The following is a 16431-nucleotide window of genomic DNA, read 5'->3' on the forward strand; positions in this document are numbered from 1 at the left end:
CAACCCGGAGTGAACATGAGAACCAACAGGACCCGAGTACTGGGCGCCATCACGGCAGGACTCGCCGTGGGTGCGCTCGTCACCGCCTGCGCGAGCGGCTCGGCGACCCCCTCGTCGTCGAGCGACCGAGACGACACCGTCATCATCGGCACAGGAGCCACGCCGCAGACGCTCGACCCGATCCTCGCCTCAGACGTGCAGACCGACTTCACGGTCGGCGGCGCCTACGACAAGCTCATCGACTACGACGACGACGGCGCGATCGTGCCGCTGGTCGCCACGGAGTGGACGTACAACGGCGACGCAACCGCCGTCACCCTCACCCTTCGCGACGACGTGGTGTTCCACAGCGGGAATCCGCTCACGGCAGCCGATGTCGTGTACACGCTCGACCGCATCGCTTCCCTGGGGATCGGGGTGTCATCGTTCCTCTCGTCGTATGCCTCGAGCACCGCGGTCGACGACACGACGGTGGAAATCGCGCTGAACGGCACCAACACGACCTTCGTCGGAGCCCTGAGCAAGGTGTACATCCTCGACTCGGCGCTCGTCTCCGAGAACGAGGGCAGCGACCAGGGCCAGGCGTGGCTCGCCACCAACGACGCCGGCTCCGGGCCCGAAGCCATCCTCGACCCGATCCGCGATCTCGGGGGTACCGACGGCCAGCGGACGTGAGGCTTCCGTGTGCGCTTACGGGGTGAAGAGGACCTTCAGCGCCGTGCGCTGGTCCGTGCCCTGGGCCTGCTCGTAGGCCGACATGTACCCGACCGCGCCGAGCACCGCGTGGGTGCCGGATCAGCCCGGTGATCGGCTACGACTGATCCGCGGCCGACGGCGGGAGCCGGTCGTCACGTGCGGTCGCCGCGGCCCCGCCTCGACGACTGGGCGGCCTCGAGGAGCTCGGCGCCCACCGTCTCGGTGAGCCAGGTGCACCAGGTCGAGACCGTGCGCCAGTCGTCGGCGATGATGTCGTACGCGTCGGGCGTCCACATCCAGTCGGCCGGCGGCTCTCGCCTGCCGACCGCGAGTCGCTTGAGCTGAAGCAGCTGCAGGCGCGGGTGGTCGGCGCGGTAGCCGCGGGGTGCGGTCTTGAGGGCATCTTCGCGGCGCAACTCGAAGCCGGCGCTGCGCAGCTCCTCGAGCAGCGCATCGAGATCCTCGGCGGTGCGCGGATCGTCGACCGCTTCCCGGAAGCGGGCCAGCGCTGCGGGCGGCACGTCGTAGATGCCGCCACCCAGCATCAGGCCCTCCTCGCTCAGCTGCAGGTAATGCGCCGGGGTCGCCTGGGAGACCATGCCGATGTGCAGCTTGTAGGGGGTCTTGTCGGCGCTGAAGCGGACGTCGCGATAGGGGCGGAAGATCTTCAGCGCGCCGAACTCGGGCTCGAGTTCCGCGCCGAGCGCCTCGAACGGTCCGCGAACGGCCGTGTCGTAGCGAGCTCGGTTGACCGTCCACCACGTCTTCGTGTTGTCGGCGCGGAGCTCGGCGTAGAACGAGACGGCGTCGCGATCGAGTCCTTCGAATCCCACTCGCCGATCGTATCGACCGGATGCTGCGACAGCGGTCGTGCGCGACCGAGACGTCCTCGGCGACGATGCGGACGACGGCGAGAAGACTCCTCTCGGCTCAGCCCGCCCGCACATCCGCGTCATCCGGAACAGACGCAGGAAGTGCAAAACCTCCATGTGGAGGTTTTGTGCTAGTCTGCCCTGGCACGATCCAGTCGATCCGCACGACGATGTACGAAAGGTGTCCGAAGTGACTCGACCCGAGAGCTCGGTGCAGCTCTACACCCTGGCCGCCGCCTTCTCCGCCGACATGTCCGGCTCGCTGGACAAGCTCGCCGCGATCGGTCTGAAGAACGTCGAGGCCTTCGACTTCGTCCGTCGTCCGCAGGAGATCCGCGCCGCACTCGACGCGGCCGGCCTCGCGTCGCCGACCGGTCACGCTCCACTGCTGTCGGACGAGCTGTGGACGCCCGACGGCTCGATCCCGACCCCCGCTCCGCAGGTCGTGTTCGAGGCCGCCGCGACGATCGGCGCGACCACGGTCATCGACCCGATGGTGCCGACGGACCGCTGGCTGACCGAGGAAGGCGTCGCCGACACCGCTCGCCGGCTGAACGACCTCGTCGACATCGCCGCCGGGTTCGGTCTCACGGTCGGCTACCACAACCACGCGCAGGAGTTCCTGGCCTCGTTCGACGGCCAGACCGCGTTCGAGCGCTTCCTCGAGCTGACCGACGACCGTGTCGCCATCGAGCTCGACCTGTACTGGGCCGCCGTCGGCGGACAGGACGTCACGGCGCTGACCCGCGCCATCGGCGACCGCCTGGTCGCGCTCCACATCAAGGACGGACTGGTGCCCGCCAGCAACCCGTTCGCTCCCGACGCGCCGGCCTTCACCTCGAAGAGCCTGCAGCAGACCCACCCCGGCGATGGCGTCGTCGCGCTCTCCGACGCGCTCAACGCCGCCACCTCGGTGAAGTACGCCGTCATCGAATACGACAACGCGCCCGGCGACGTCTTCGCCGACATCGCAGCGTCGTACGCGTTCCTGCAGAACGGCGGCTTCGTCCGATGACCCGCGTCGGAGTCGGCATCATCGGCGCCGGCGTCATCAGCGACACCTATCTCAAGAACCTCACGTCGTTCCCGGACGTCGAGGTGCTGGCCGTCGGCGACCTGCTGCCCGACCGCGCGCAGAAGAAGGCCGAGGAGTACGGCGTGCCGGTGCACGGCGATGCCTCTGCGGTGCTCGACCACCCGGACGTCCAGGTCGTGGTGAACCTCACCATCCCGGCGGCGCACGTCGAGGTCTCCGAGGCCGCGATCAACGCCGGCAAGCACGTGTGGACCGAGAAGCCGGTCGGGCTCGACCTCGCCGACGTCTCCCGCATCCTGGCGGCCGGGGACGCTGCCGGGCTGCGCGTCGGCTCGGCGCCCGACACGATCCTCGGACCGGGCTTCCAGACCGCCAAGCGGGCGATCGCGGAGGGCGTGATCGGCGAGCCGCTGTTCGCGCAGACCGCGTTCCAGACGCAGGGCCCCGACCTGTGGCATCCGGATCCCGCGTTCCTCTTCAGCACGGGCGCCGGCCCGCTGCTGGACATGGGCCCGTACTACATCAGCGGCCTCGTGAGCCTCCTCGGGCCGGTGGCCCGCGTGTTCGCGGCAGGCCTGCGTGCTCGCGACGAGCGGACGGTTCACCTCGGCCCCATCGCCGGCACGAACTTCGCCGTCGAGGTGCCGACGACGGTTCAGCTGACCACGGTGTTCGAGGCGGGCCAGCAGGCGCAGAGCCTGCTGAGCTTCGACTCCGCCCTCGAGCGCCATGGCATCTTCGAGGTGCACGGCACCGAGGGCACGATCGTGCTGCCCGACCCCAACCAGTTCGAGGGTCGCATCGCCTACGTGAAGCCGCTCGGCGTGCTGCGCGACGGTGCGAAGTTCGAGCAGGAGTGGATCGACGTCCCCCAGCAGGGTGCCGTCGTCGGTCGCGGGCTCGGCCTCCTCGACATGGTGCGGGCCATCGCCGAGGACCGCCCGCACGTCGCGAGCGGCCGGCTGGGCCTTCACGTGCTCGACGTCATGCTCTCCGCCGAGCAGTCCGTCGAGTCCGGCCAGTCCGTCGAGATCGAGACCACCGTCGCTCCCGTGCCGTCGGTGCCCACGGACTTCGACCCGTTCGCAGCGACGCTCTGACACCGCATACGCACAAGAGGCCGCGTCGTCCCATCTGGGGCGGCGCGGCCTCTTGGACATGGGGACGGATGCCGCGGCGAAGGGCGAACCCCGGGCCGCAGCATCCGTCACGGACGGCTATCCGGCGAAGTGCGCCAGGATCCTCGCGACGACGTCGGCACGAGCGGCATCCGACTCGAGCTGCTCGAGGCCGAACCCGAAGAGCAGCGTGTCGGGCGTGGCCGTGACGGCCACGACGTCGCCCAGGCCGTCTGCGATCTCGAAATCGCCGGCATTCGCAGGACTTCCGTCGGGCGCGCCGAGTACCGACCAGGCGCCGAAGCCCGCTTCGAAGCCCTCGGCCTGCGTCGGCGCTCCCGCCACGACGAGCCTGGTGTCATCGACGATGAGGCCCGCGCCGCCGGTGGACGGGTCGGTGACGTAGCTCACGACCACCTCGATGTCCTTGCCCGCGTACGCGCTGAGATCGAACGCCACGGGGATCCAGCCACCGGAGGCGCCGGTGAAGGAGTTCCACTGGCCCGTCGTGCCGGTGGGCACGCACGGGTCGCCGAGGGTCAGGTAGTGCTCGAGCTGCGGATGCTCTCCCATATAGAAGCCCGCCTCGCATTCCGTCGGTACGGCGGTGGAGGTGTTGCCGTCGAGGTCGGGAAGTGTCGTCCAGTCATCCGACCCCACGGGGCGCACCTCGACGATCACGTTGTCGTAGCCCTCTTCGAGGTCGTAGGCGATCTGCGCCTCGAAGGTCGGGGCGTCGGCGGCGGTGACGCCGGTCAGATCGAAGGTCCGGCCCAACCGCTGGTAACCGTCGTCGACGTGCGTCGCCGCCGCTGCCAGGGCTCCTTCCGCCGCGACGAGCCTGCCCGTCACGTCGGTGTAGTCCGCCGCTGCCCAGCTCTCGAACTGCGGGAAGTCGGCCACCGGGAGCCGTTCGCTGGTCGGCGTGAAAGCGCCGACCTCGTCGATCGGATTGTCCACGGTGGCCGGTCCGCCGAAGATGGCCTCGAAGCCGTCGAGCGGCTCAGCGGTGCCTGCCACGCCCTCGGCTGCCAACGGAATGCGATCGTACGCGCCCATCCAGTACTGGGTGAAGTCGTCGGCCAGCAGCAGGCAGTCACCTCCCGGATCGGTGGTGACCACGCACTCCTGATCGGGGTGGCCATCCAGACCGTAGTAGATGCCGCCGAATTGGCTCCCGCCGAGGCCGTAGTAGGCCGTCGTCTCACCGGCGTAGGCGACCTTGCCGCCCTCGTTGAGGTAGTCCCTCATGGCGATCGTCAGGTACTGCTGGCGCTCGGCCACCGCGAGGTCGGGAAGCTGCGCAGAACCGTACTGCGTGAGCTCATCCTCGGGATCCTGCGTCAGCCTGTTGTCGCCGAGGTACCAGAGCACCGTGTCGTAGTGGCCGAGCACGCCGAGGTCGTGGGGCACACCCTGCGCGTCGACATCCCACACGTCAGGGGTGACGCCGTTGGCGAGAAGGGCATCGGCGTACTCGTCGATGTACTTCGGTGCGTCGGTGCCCGCCGGGTAGGTGGGGTTCACACCCGTGTAGTCCTCGTTCGCGACGATCAGCACGGAGTTTCCGGTGTCTTGCGCGACCTCGTACGTGAAGTGCTCGCTCTCGCGGGGGCCCGCCCCCTGCTGGCCCTTCGGGATGTCCTTGCCCGTGGCCGTGCCCTTGAACCACACCTCGACGTGATCGCCCGGTCTCGCGCCCGTCACGACCCCGCGGTACTCGGCGTAGTAGTCCACATTCTCGGAGCCGTAACGCTCGCCGCCGGCCCACTCGGTGACGTCCACGGTCTTGGGGCGTCCGCCGTTGATCGTGTAGGTCATCTTCTTGGCCTTGAGCGCCTTCTTCGCCCAGACCGCAACGGTCTGCGGGTCGCCGTACGACACCGTGAACGAGTCGACGCGGAAGTCCTCGGCGTCGCGGCCCACGACGGACACCGGGTCGTCGGGGTCGATCGCCGACTCGGCGACGGCCAGCGCGAAGGGGATGTTCTTCTCGAATTCGGCCTGGATCAGAGCCTCATCGTCGGGGAAGTCGAAGCCCAGGAACTGGCAATCGTCTTCGGTCCATTCGTCGTCGGGGACGGAGTTCACGGCCGCCTCGCACGTCGACATCTCCGGAGTGAAGCCCAGTGTCCCGTGCGCCTCCTGCATGTGCGAGTCGAGGTCCCCGTTGGTGGTGTAGAGCTCCGCCGAGATGTCGGGGTCGTAGCCGGGAACGGCAGGGTTCTCGTCGTCGCCCACCATGGCCTCGTAGATCACGTCATCCGGAGAGGGCGTGGCGACCTGCCATCCGATGCCGTGCAGCAGAAGTTCGGCGGCGGAGTGGTAGTTGATCATGAACTGCGGCGTGATGTCGGCGAACAGCCCGTCGAGCGCCTGCGTCTCAGGCTCTGATGCCGGCGAGGGCCCACGGTAGGTGTCGCTTGCCGGGTTCGGAGAGGAGCCCTCGTTGTCGTAGCCCCACCGCGTCGCAGAGTTGCGGTTCAGATCGACGCCGTCACCCACCGTGATCTCGCCATTGCCGTCGTTGTCGCGCAGGTTCTTGCGCCACAGCCGCTGGCCGTCTTCGAACGTGAAGTCGTAGCCGTCGGGGTTCGCAACGGGGACGAACCACAGCTCGGTGTCATCGACCAGATCCGTGATGCGATCGTCGGTGCCGTACTCGCTCAGATAGAGGTCGAGCAGCCGCCGCACCATCTCCGGCGTGATCCACTCCCGCGCATGCTGGGCGGCGACGTACACGGTCGCCGGCTTCTTCCCGTCCTTCGCTTTCGCGACGTTCTTCGTCACCCGCACGGCGCCGATCGGCGTGCCTTGGACGGTCTCGCCGATGACACGGAACTCGGCGATCTTGGGGTGCGCCGCAGCCTGCGCCTGGAGCTCCTTCAGAATGCCGTCGTCGCCGATGTACGTGCGGAAGACGCCGCCGGTCCGCTGGAGTGATCGACGCTGACGCGAAGGGTCCGCCTGGACCTGGAGATCCGTGCCTCCGGCGGCGAGTGCGTCGACCTGTCCGCCGCTCAAGATGACCTGCACGTCGACGAGGCCGGATCCGTCAGCGCTCGGCGCCGTGACGATCTCACCACGGTCGACGCCGAGCTCGACGATGGCGGCGAGTCCATCGGAGTCGACGGTTCCCGAGTACACCGCGAGTCGGTCGTCGCCGCTCGGCGTGGGTGGACTCGCGACACTCGGCGCGGCAGCCAGCCCGGTCAGAACGAGGGCCGCCGCAGTGGCGACAGCAACCTTACGGAACATCTCTACTCCCTTGTAGCTGACGTGTCCGACCGAGGAGATCCTCGGGGAGGTCGGCGCGAAACCCTCAAGCCGCCGAACGGTCCCCATCCTGGACCCGCGTTCGAGGGCGGTCAACAGGGGTCGTGACGCCCGTTGTCGGCGCCCCTGCGTGGTCGGCCGCGGATCGCAGGGTGGACGCCGCCGTGGATGTGCTGTGCGTCGCTACTCGTCGGCGGTCTCGCGGATTCCACGCATCACCAGGCGTGGGTCGGGGGTGCCGATGACCTTGTCGTCGCGTCCGTCGTAGTCGAACTGGCGGAGGAAGAAGCGCATCGCGTTCAGGCGGGCGCGCTTCTTGTCGTTGGAGCGCACGATGATCCAGGGACCGTGCTTCTTGTCGGTGCGACGGAACATCTCCTCCTTCGCGCGGGTGTAGTCCTCCCACCGGTCCAGCGAGGCCAGGTCCATCGGCGACAGCTTCCACCGCCTGACGGGGTCGAGCTGGCGGATCGCGAACCGGGTGCGCTGCTCGGTGCGCGACACCGAGAACCAGAACTTGGTGACATGGATGCCGGAGTCCACCAGCATCCGTTCGAAATGAGGTGCCTGCACCATGAACTGCTCGTACTCCTCATCGGTGCAGAACCCCATCACACGTTCCACGCCGGCGCGGTTGTACCAGGAGCGGTCGAACATCACGATCTCACCCGCCGTTGGCAGGTGCTGCACATAGCGCTGGAAGTACCATTGCCCGCGTTCGCGCTCGGTCGGAGTGCCGAGTGCCACCACGCGAGCGGTGCGGGGATTGAGGTGCTCGGTGAATCGCTTGATGGTTCCGCCCTTGCCCGCGGCGTCCCGGCCCTCGAACAGGATGATCGCCTTCCGGCCGTTGTCCTCCAGCCAGTACTGGAACTTGAGCAGCTCGATCTGCAGCCGGTACTTCTCGAACTCGTACGCGTCGCGGTCCATCAGGTCGCCGTACGGGTAGCCCTCCTGCCAGGTGTAGACGGGGTTCCCGTGCGGGTCGATCAGATCCGGATCCGCGGTGTGCCCGTCGCGCACCGAGTAGCCCTGCTGACGCAGATGCTCGATGTACTCCCGCAGACCCTCCACCGGCACGCCATCCATCACCGTCAGCTCCCTTCAGGGCGGCACACCCGCGCCGCCTTGCACCGCATTATCCCGGGCGGTGATGACCGACCGATACGCCGCGTGCGCCGAGTGTCGCCCATCCGATCGTGCCGGCACCGAGCGTGACGCCGGCGAGCACGAGCAGCGCAGCCGGGAGCGTCCACGCGGTTGCCACGGCGCCGACGAGGAGGGGGCCGCCGGCGTCGCCGAGCTCGCGACCGAGCTCCGCGTTGCCCATGGTCCGTCCCATGCGCTCCTCCGGGGTGGCCGCGGCGAGGTGAGCGAAGGCGAGCGGCGTGACGGTTCCCACCATCACGCCGTACGCGACGGCCGCCGCGAACAACGTCAGCGACGAGGGGGCGAGCGCAAGGGGCGCCGTTGCCGCAGCCGCGATCGCGAGGCCGGCCGTCGCGCCGAGACGGGTGGTGAGGCGGCCGGAGTCTCGCAGTCGTCCGATCAGGGGCTGGGCGAGCGTGGAGACGAGCGCCAGCACCGCGACCGGGGCCGCTCCGGCCAGGGGGTGCAGGCCGAGGCGGGTCGCGAGCAGGGGCAGGAATCCGACGGCGACGCCGAGGACGGCGGTGCTCGTGGCCAGCAGGAGCGTGGGCACGAGGAAGCTGCGCTCGGTGGTCTGCCGGACGAGATCGAGGATCGTGTATCGGGGCCGCGGCACGACGGGCAGCGCGGGCATGGCGAGCAGCACCCACAACGCCGCGCCGGCGGCCAGGGCGCCGAATGCGATGTAGAGGGCCTCGATGCCGAGCGTATGGGCCAGCGCGACGCCGATGAGCGGACCCACCACGTATCCGAGGCTCTTCCACGCGCCGTACCGGCCGAAGTAGCTGCCGAGCCGCTCCTTGCCCGCCAACCGTGCCACGGCGGCGGAGGATGCCGGGGAGAAGGCGGATGCGGCGGCGCCCTGACCGAGCCGGGCCAAGGCCAGAACGAGCGGGGTGGGGCTGATGAGAGCGAGCAACGACGCCGCGACGAAGCCCAGAAGACCGCCGACGATGACCGGCTTCGCGCCGATCCTGTCGCTCAGCGCGCCGAAGATCGGCTTGAGGATCACCTCCGCGACGTCGTACAGCGCCAGCACCGCTCCGAGCCCCAGGAGCGAGAGGCCGATGTCTTCGGACTCGGACCCGAGGACGCTCGCCACACCATGCGCCCCGAACGCGGTCGTGAACCCGGCAAGATACAGCGGCGCCAGGGCTCCCCGCCGAGGTTCAAGGTCTGTCACGCGTGCAAATGTAACATGCGTTACATGGCTGGCGACGATATTGCCCTGGACGAAGACCGGGCCGACGTCCGCAGGCATCGCGGGTCAGCGCGACTCCGCCGTGCACCTCCCATCGACGGTGAGCCTCGCCGCGCGTACTCTGGCGCTCATCATGTGGGGAGGGACCGTGAAGAAGCGGCATTCTCAGCAGGCGATCACTGCGGATGAGCAGATCGCGCGATACGCGTACGTCCTGGGGAACGTGCCGGCGAGCGTCGCCGACAAGGCGTACGCCGCCGCCTATTTCCGGCTGTCCCGAGCGCAGCGTGAGGAGATCCTCGGCCAGCTGAGCGCGGAGCTGCCGGGCGCGCCGAGGGAGGCGGCATCCGTCGATCCCGCCGCATTCGCCATGCTCATGCGCGACCTGCGCGCCCGCGATGCGCTGGTGCGCATCCGCGATGGCGTCGTCGTGGCCGCTGCGTTCGTTGCGAGCGCTCCCGTCGCCGCGTACTTCACGACCGGGGCGGGGTCGGTGACGATGGAACAGCAGCCGCCGTGGATCCACCGGCTGGCCGGGCATGAGACGTCCCCCGTCGACGGCGGGAGGACCCACCACCGCCCCGGTGTGCCCGGCTTTCTGGGCTTGGACCACGACAACTCGGGTGATTCGCGGGAGTGGTGATCCCGCGGCGCGATGGCACACTCGGGCCCCGGCGTCCTGCCGCTGACTCCCACGCGACAACCGCCGAACACGTGCGATCCGGAACTCGTCCTGGCTTACTGGGGCGTCTGAGGGGTGACTTCGCGGGCGGTGTCGGCGGCAGGCTTCTGCGCGCGGCTCAGCACGACGAAGGGGACCGCCACAGCGGAGATCACGCCGCCCCAGACCAGCGAGGCGCCGTAGCCGCCGACATCCGCCACCCGTCCCAGCGCGGGTTGGATGACGACGCCGCCGCCGGAGCCCATGAGCGAATCGAACGAGAGCACGGTGGCGCGCTGCTTCGACGGGATCATGTCGTTGAGGTAGGCGCGATGCACGGGGTCGTCGATGGCCGAGGCCACGCCCCAGAGCGCGACGAGCACCACCGCGACCCAGAAGTTGCGCACCAGTCCGATGCCGATCAGCACGACCGCGCTGGTGATCGTCGCGAGCAGGATCGTCGAGGTGCGCCGGTGGAAGAGCTTGCGCACCCAGGGTGCGAGGGTGCCGCCGAGGATGGCGGTGCCTGACACCAGCGCCGCCGCGAGCCCGGCGACGGTGTACGCCTCCTCGTCGCCCCACAGCTCCAGCAGATAAGGCTGGAGTGCGTAGAACACATAGATGCCGACGCCTGCGGTGAACGGGCTCGCGAGCATCAGCCAGCGCACGGGTGGATCACCCAGGCCGTAGCGGAGCGAAGCGCGCAGGACGGTGCGCGTCGCGCGCAACGGGCTCTCGCTCCGATCCGGCGTGAAGCCCAGGTCCCGCATCAGCAGCGCGGCGACGACGAACATCACCAGCAGGATGGCGCCGCGGAGCAGGAAGGGCACACCGAGATTCGTCATCTGGGCGATGACACCCCCCAGCACCGATCCCGACAGCATCGCGACGCCGCCCACGATCTGCGCCCGGCCGAAGACGGTCTCGAGGCTGCCCTGGTAGCTGGTCGCCTTCAACGCGTCGACGAGCCACGCATCGACGGCGCCCGAGAAGAACGTGAAGCCGAGACCGAGCAGCACCGACACCACCGCCCACGCCCAGAACGGCGATTGCCAGACCCACAGCATCCAGTACAGGATCGTCGTCACCGCCAGCGTGACCGTGCCGAGCAGGTACGACGCGCGGCGCCCGACGGTGTCCGCCACGACGCCCGTGGGGATCTCGAAGATGAGCATCCCGGCGCTGAAGAAGGCATTCGCCGCGAAGGCCTCGAGGTTGGAGAGACCGGCATCGAGCAGGAACAGCGTATTCACGCCCCAGATGAGCGACGCGGCGAGCGTGTTGCCGAGCATCAGCGTGTAATACGTGCCTTGGATCCTGCGCGGACTGGGCAGGGAGACCGTGGCATCAGGCCTGGAGATCGCGGCACCGCCTCTCTCCGCCGGAATCGGACGACACCGTGACCGTATCCCTCGCACGCTCGGACGGCTACCCGATTTCGGTGATCGGAGATGCGCATGGTACAGTTGCTAGTTCCCTCCTGGGAACGCGCGTTCATCTCTCTGCCTCATCGTGGAGACGCAGATCCGAACGCCCCGAACCTCTCTGCGGCTTCTGCACGCCGCCCGCCGCGAAAGCTCTCATCGCTTCGCGCCACGACGAACGAAACACACGATCATGCACTCCCCTCCACAGGCGCTCGCCTGGCGACAGGCCGACGACGACGTCTACGTCGCGACGCGCGCCGACGAGTACGCCGGCTTCATCGACACGACGCTGCGCGGCTTCCGCGCGCACGGACCCCGTGGCGAGGATCTCGGGCTCCACGCGACGCCGGATCAGGCGCGTGCGGCGGTCGCAGCATCCGTATCCTCACCGTTGTCGACTCCGGCACCGGTCCCCATCCGTCCGCACCGCATTCGTCGGCGCGGCACCCCCGGTCGCTCCGGCGGCCCGAAGAATAGGAAAGACACGATGGCCACTGGCACCGTGAAATGGTTCAACTCCGAGAAGGGCTTCGGCTTCATCGCACCCGATGACGGCTCGGCCGATCTCTTCGCACACTTCAGCGCGATCGCAGGCAGCGGCTTCAAGGAGCTGCGCGAGGACCAGAAGGTCGAATTCGACGCCGAGCAGGGCCCCAAGGGCATGCAGGCGGCGAACATCCGTCCGCTCTGACGCTCCCGCGTTCACAGGCGCCCGCCCCGGCTTCGGCCGGGTCGGGCGCCTGCTGTTCACCTGGGCATCACCTACGAATCAGGGTGTATTCCCCCCGGATCATGTGGGTCCACGTAGCCTGAGGGCAGCGATGGGCAACCGCCTCTGGCTGTCAACGGCCAAACGGTCCCCATCGGAACTGGTGCATCATCTCCTCCACCGCTCTCGAGTCCCGGCTCGGTCCCGTCCGCCAGACGTATGCAGGCACCGCCGAGTTCCCCCCGATGGCCCGCGCGTACACCGAGGTCTCGCAGGTCGTCCGCGAGACCGGGCTCCTCCGCCGTGCCGAGTGGTTCTACGCCCTCGTCGGCGCCGGCCTTCTCCTCGGCTTCGGCGGAGTGATCACCGGCTTCATCCTGCTCGGCGACACCTGGTACCAGCTGCTGATGGCCGGTGCCCTCGGAATCCTGTTCACGCAGGTCGCGTTCCTGGCGCACGAGGCTGCGCACCGTCAGATCCTCGCCTCCGGCCCGGCGAACGAGCGGCTCGCGCGCTTCCTCGCCGCCGGCATCGTGGGCATCAGCCTCTCCTGGTGGAACAACAAGCACAACCGCCACCACGCGAACCCCAATCGGGTGGGCAAGGATCCCGACATCGAGATCGACACGATCTCATTCCTGGAGACGGATGCCGCCTCCGCAGGTCGATTGCGCGCTCTGGTGACCCGCAAGCAGGGATGGCTGTTCTTCCCGCTGCTCACGCTCGAAGGCCTGAACCTGCACGCGCACGCGTTCCGGCACCTGTTCTCCCGCCAGGACGTCAAAGATCGCTGGATCGAGCTGGGGCTCATCGCCGCGCGCTTCGCGGTGATCTGGACGCCGGTCTTCCTCTTCCTTCCGCTGGGCATGGCGTTCGCGTTCCTCGGCGTGCAGCTGGCCGTCTTCGGCGTGTACATGGGCGCATCGTTCGCGCCGAACCACAAGGGCATGCCGATCATCGCCGCGGATGCGAAGCTCGACTTCTTCACCAAGCAGGTGCGCACCTCCCGCAACGTCACAGGCGGCTGGTGGGCGACCTGGCTGATGGGCGGTCTGAACTACCAGGTGGAGCACCACCTGTTCCCCAACATGCCCCGCCCGCACCTGGCACGTGCCCGCGAGATCGTCATCGAGCAGTGCCGTACCCTCGGCGTGCCGTACACCGAGACGACATTGTGGCGCTCCTACGGAATCGTCATCGACTACCTCAACCGCGTCGGCCTGGCCGCGCGCGACCCGTTCGACTGCCCGATGGTCGGGACCTACCGCCGCGCCTGACGCAGGCGCTCCGCCTGACGCAGGAGATGCTGCTGCTCGAGGCTGCTGGTCGCGCGGCGGGCGGCCTCCGCGTATTCGGCGGCGGCAGCATCCGTTTCGCCGGCCCGTTCGTGCAGGTACGCGAGCGCGGCGTGGTACCGCGGCACATGCTCGCCCACGGGGTGGAGGGCGGCGAGGCCCGCTTGCGGCCCGTCAGCCTCCCCGATCGCGACCGCACGATTCAGGCGGATGACGGGCGAGTCCCCGAACGCCAGCAGCTCGTCGTACCACTCCACGATCTGCACCCAGTCGGTCTCGTCGGCCGTCGACGCATCGGCATGCAGCGCCGCGATCGCGGCCTGCGCCTGGTACTGACCTAGCCGGTCGCATGTAAGGGCCGCCTGCAGAACGGCGACTCCCTCCGTGATCGCGTCCACGTCCCAGAGAGCGCGATCCTGCTCGGCGAGCGGGATGAGCCGTCCACCGATCACACGAGCCGGCTGCCGCGCATGGTGCAGCAGCATGAGTGCGAGCAGCCCGGCCACCTCGGGCTCGTCGGTGAGCACAGCGAGCTGCCGGGTCACCCGGATCGCCTCGGCCGCGATGTCGATCTCGCCGGAGTAGCCCTCGTTGAAGAGGAGATAGAGCACGCGCATCACACGCGACATGTCGCCCGGCTGATCCAGCAGGATGCCGGTGAGCCGCTGCTTCGCGCGACTGATCCGCTGCGCCATCGTCGCCTCCGGCACGAGGAAGGCGTCCGCGATCTGCCTGGTCGTCAGACCGGCGACCGCCCGCAGGGTGAGGGCGATCGCCGACGTCGGGGTGAGGACGGGGTGCGTGCACAGGAAGTACAGCCCGAGCGTGTCGTCATGCTGCGCAACGGGGCCCGGTCCGGGCTCCCGCGCGAGCCGCTCCTCGCGGGCGGTGCGCGCCGTATCGCTGCGCACCTGATCGAGGAACGCACGCCAGGCGACCGTGACGAGCCACCCCCGGATGTCGCGAACACCCTCGGGGACCGGTCGCTCGAGTGCGCGCACGAGGGCGGTCTGCACGGCGTCCTCGGCCGACGCGAAGTCCGCGCCGCGCCGGACGAGGATGCCGACGACCTCGGGGATCGCGCGGCGCAGCGCCGCCGCATCCGCCTCGCTCATCCGACGTCGGCGGGCGGCGCGCTCATCACCTCACGAAGCTCGAGCCATTCGCCGAGCGGCGTGCCGCCGGCCCACGGCGCCGCCGACAGCTCGGAGGCGACGTCGAGTGCGCGCTGGTAGGAGTCGACCTCGATCATCATCCAGCCCGCGATGAGGTCCTTCGTCTCGGCGAACGGGCCGTCGACGACGGGCGGGCGGCCTTCGCCGTCGAAGCGGACCCAGGAGCCCTCCATGGCGAGCCCCTCGGACGAGACCAGTTCGCCCGAGGCGATGAGGCGCTCTTCCATGTCCTGCATGTACTGGATGTGCGCGGCCCACTCTTCCGGGGTGAGCTTATCCATCGGGACCGAGTTCACCGAGGGGCGCCCGCCCCGGTAGTGCTTGAGCATCAGGTACTTGGCCATGACAGCCTCCCGTTCGGTGCGGCCCATTCTGGCCGCTTCAGATAGGAGACGGAACCGACCCCGGCGATCTCTACATCGCCCGGTGAAGAAGATTCTCGATCCCGTCGGAGGCGGGCGATCTGCCGGGGCTGAGCGCCCTAGAATCCAGGGATGACCGCGCCGATCACCCTTGCGCGAGTAGCGGCTGCGCGGCGCGGGGTCTCGATGCTCTTCATCGCGAACGCGTTGGTGTTCGCGACGATCGTGACCCGCTACCCCGAGTTGAAAGATCGATTCGGCCTCGGTGAGCTGGCCTTCGGCCTGATGGTCGCGTGCGGGCCCGTGGGGTCCGTCGTCGGAAGCCTCCTCGCGGGCAGGCTGGTGAACCGTCTCGGCGCGGTGCCCGTCGCCGTCACGTCTTCCGCGATCCTCGGTGCCTTGCTGGCGGGGGCGGGCTTCGCCGGCTCACCGGTCGTCCTCGCAGCTGTGCTGTTCGCGATCGGGTTCGGGGATGCCACGGGCGATGTCGGGAACAACGCCCATGGCCTCGCCATCCAGCGGCTGATGGGCCGATCGATCATCAACGGCCTGCACGGAGCGTGGAGTGCCGGAGCGATCGCGGGCGCGCTGCTCGGCGCACTCGCCCTTCAGTTCGCGATTCCGATCCATGTCCACCTGCCCGTCATGGGAGCCGTCATCATCGCCGGAAGCCTTGGCGCGCTCCCGCTCGTGCGGTTGCGCACCGAGCCGGCCCTGCGACCGGGCCAGCCGCACTCCCCACGCCACGGTCGGCTCAGTGCAATGCTCATCGCGGCGTGCGCCATCGCTGCCATCGGTGCGTTCCTCGAAGACCTCGGATCGACATGGGGTGGGGTCTACGTGGTCGCGGAGACCGGTGCCGGTGTCGCCGAAGCAGCGATCCCGTTCGCCGCGCTGATGGGCGCGCTCACGCTGGGCAGATTCGCGTCCGACGCGCTCGTCGACCGGATCGGTGCGGTCGGCACGGTTCGGGTCGGCTCGGTCGCGGCCTTCGTCGGACTCGTCACCGCGGTGTTCGCCCCCGAGACCTGGGTCGTCGCCGTCGGCCTCGGCCTGCTCGGGCTCGGAATCGCGCCCATGATTCCGCTGGCGATGGACGCCTCCGAACGCGCGCCCGGCCTCGACCCCGGGACGGGCCTGGCCGCCTCTGCGACTTTGATGCGGGTCGGCCTCCTCGCTTCGCCGTTGCTCGTCGGAGCCATTGCCGAGTGGGCCGGGCTTCGGCTCGCGATCGCCGTGTGCCTGCTCGTCCCTGCGGCGGCGCTGATGCTCGCGGGGCGGCTGCGCCACCCCGCGGCGTGAACCCGGAGCCGCGTCGGCGGCGCTGACCCGTCCGCCGTCGAACACCCTGCGACGGTCACTGCTGCGCCGAGAACCAGCACGCTCATGACCACACGCGGTCGCACGTTCATCCGTCGCTCCAGTCAGTCAGCCATACGCGAGTCCTGCCGGCC

General features: G+C 69.0%; 14 protein-coding genes. 7 read left to right on the forward strand and 7 right to left on the reverse strand.

What is annotated here, in order from left to right; translation table 11 throughout:
• Nucleotides 1-15 precede the first annotated feature (15 nt).
• A complete protein-coding gene (locus RS82_RS02095; protein WP_084695409.1) occupies nt 16-675 on the forward strand; it encodes an ABC transporter substrate-binding protein in 660 nt (219 codons plus the stop codon).
• A gap of 173 nt (nt 676-848) precedes the next feature.
• Here RS82_RS02095 and RS82_RS02100 read toward each other — a convergent pair whose 3' ends face one another.
• Entirely contained in the window at nt 849-1529 is a 681-nt protein-coding gene (locus RS82_RS02100; RefSeq protein WP_045296593.1) for a DUF2461 domain-containing protein, read from the reverse strand.
• Between the two features lie 229 nt (nt 1530-1758).
• Here RS82_RS02100 and RS82_RS02105 point away from each other — a divergent pair, with 229 nt between their 5' ends.
• Together RS82_RS02105 and RS82_RS02110 are read left to right on the forward strand one after the other, a co-directional pair.
• Nucleotides 1759-2583, forward strand: coding sequence for a sugar phosphate isomerase/epimerase family protein (locus RS82_RS02105; protein ID WP_157005297.1), 825 nt, complete (start codon nt 1759-1761; stop codon nt 2581-2583).
• Nucleotides 2580-3704 (forward strand): Gfo/Idh/MocA family protein, encoded by a 1125-nt coding sequence (locus tag RS82_RS02110; protein WP_045296595.1) that lies wholly within the window; start codon nt 2580-2582, stop codon nt 3702-3704. The genes RS82_RS02105 and RS82_RS02110 overlap by 4 nt, the downstream gene beginning before the upstream one ends.
• Before the next feature lie 117 nt (nt 3705-3821).
• Here the strand turns inward: RS82_RS02110 and RS82_RS02115 are convergent, their stop codons facing one another.
• The 3 genes from RS82_RS02115 to RS82_RS02125 all read right to left on the reverse strand — a co-directional run bounded on the left by RS82_RS02115 (nt 3822) and on the right by RS82_RS02125 (nt 9330).
• A complete protein-coding gene (locus RS82_RS02115; RefSeq protein ID WP_045296596.1) occupies nt 3822-6980 on the reverse strand; it encodes a M14 family metallopeptidase in 3159 nt (1052 codons plus the stop codon).
• Nucleotides 6981-7181: 201 nt separating this feature from the next.
• Complete coding sequence (gene ppk2, locus RS82_RS02120; RefSeq protein WP_045296597.1) at nt 7182-8087, reverse strand: polyphosphate kinase 2; 906 nt, start codon at nt 8085-8087, stop codon at nt 7182-7184.
• A gap of 49 nt (nt 8088-8136) precedes the next feature.
• Complete coding sequence (locus RS82_RS02125; protein ID WP_045296599.1) at nt 8137-9330, reverse strand: MFS transporter; 1194 nt, start codon at nt 9328-9330, stop codon at nt 8137-8139.
• Nucleotides 9331-9370: 40 nt separating this feature from the next.
• Between RS82_RS02125 and RS82_RS02130 the strand changes: the two genes are divergently transcribed.
• Nucleotides 9371-9991 (forward strand): hypothetical protein, encoded by a 621-nt coding sequence (locus tag RS82_RS02130; protein ID WP_045296601.1) that lies wholly within the window; start codon nt 9371-9373, stop codon nt 9989-9991.
• Between the two features lie 95 nt (nt 9992-10086).
• On the opposite strand, the gene RS82_RS02135 is transcribed toward RS82_RS02130, so the two are convergent.
• Nucleotides 10087-11301: an MFS transporter gene (locus RS82_RS02135; protein ID WP_045296602.1), complete on the reverse strand. Its 1215-nt coding sequence runs from the start codon at nt 11299-11301 to the stop codon at nt 10087-10089.
• A 622-nt stretch (nt 11302-11923) separates the two neighbouring features.
• On the opposite strand from RS82_RS02135, the gene RS82_RS02140 reads away from it, so the two are divergent.
• Together RS82_RS02140 and RS82_RS02145 are read left to right on the forward strand one after the other, a co-directional pair.
• Complete coding sequence (locus tag RS82_RS02140; RefSeq protein ID WP_045296627.1) at nt 11924-12127, forward strand: cold-shock protein; 204 nt, start codon at nt 11924-11926, stop codon at nt 12125-12127.
• Between the two features lie 188 nt (nt 12128-12315).
• The gene (locus RS82_RS02145; protein ID WP_045296604.1) at nt 12316-13422 is read left to right on the forward strand and encodes a fatty acid desaturase family protein; all 1107 of its coding nucleotides are present in this window, start codon (nt 12316-12318) and stop codon (nt 13420-13422) included.
• Here the strand turns inward: RS82_RS02145 and RS82_RS02150 are convergent.
• Together RS82_RS02150 and RS82_RS02155 are read right to left on the reverse strand one after the other, a co-directional pair.
• Nucleotides 13407-14555 carry an RNA polymerase sigma factor gene (locus RS82_RS02150; RefSeq protein WP_045296605.1) on the reverse strand — a complete coding sequence of 383 codons (1149 nt, stop codon included), beginning with the start codon at nt 14553-14555 and terminating at the stop codon, nt 13407-13409. The two genes, RS82_RS02145 and RS82_RS02150, sit on opposite strands and share 16 nt — an antisense overlap.
• Nucleotides 14552-14959, reverse strand: coding sequence for a YciI family protein (locus tag RS82_RS02155; protein ID WP_045296628.1), 408 nt, complete (start codon nt 14957-14959; stop codon nt 14552-14554). The genes RS82_RS02150 and RS82_RS02155 overlap by 4 nt, the downstream gene beginning before the upstream one ends.
• Nucleotides 14960-15109: 150 nt before the next feature.
• Here RS82_RS02155 and RS82_RS02160 point away from each other — a divergent pair, with 150 nt between their 5' ends.
• A complete protein-coding gene (locus tag RS82_RS02160; protein ID WP_052676653.1) occupies nt 15110-16279 on the forward strand; it encodes an MFS transporter in 1170 nt (389 codons plus the stop codon).
• The last annotated feature ends 152 nt before the right edge of the window (nt 16280-16431 follow it).

This window comes from Microbacterium trichothecenolyticum, from assembly GCF_000956465.1.
In the GTDB taxonomy this organism is placed as follows: domain Bacteria; phylum Actinomycetota; class Actinomycetes; order Actinomycetales; family Microbacteriaceae; genus Microbacterium; species Microbacterium trichothecenolyticum.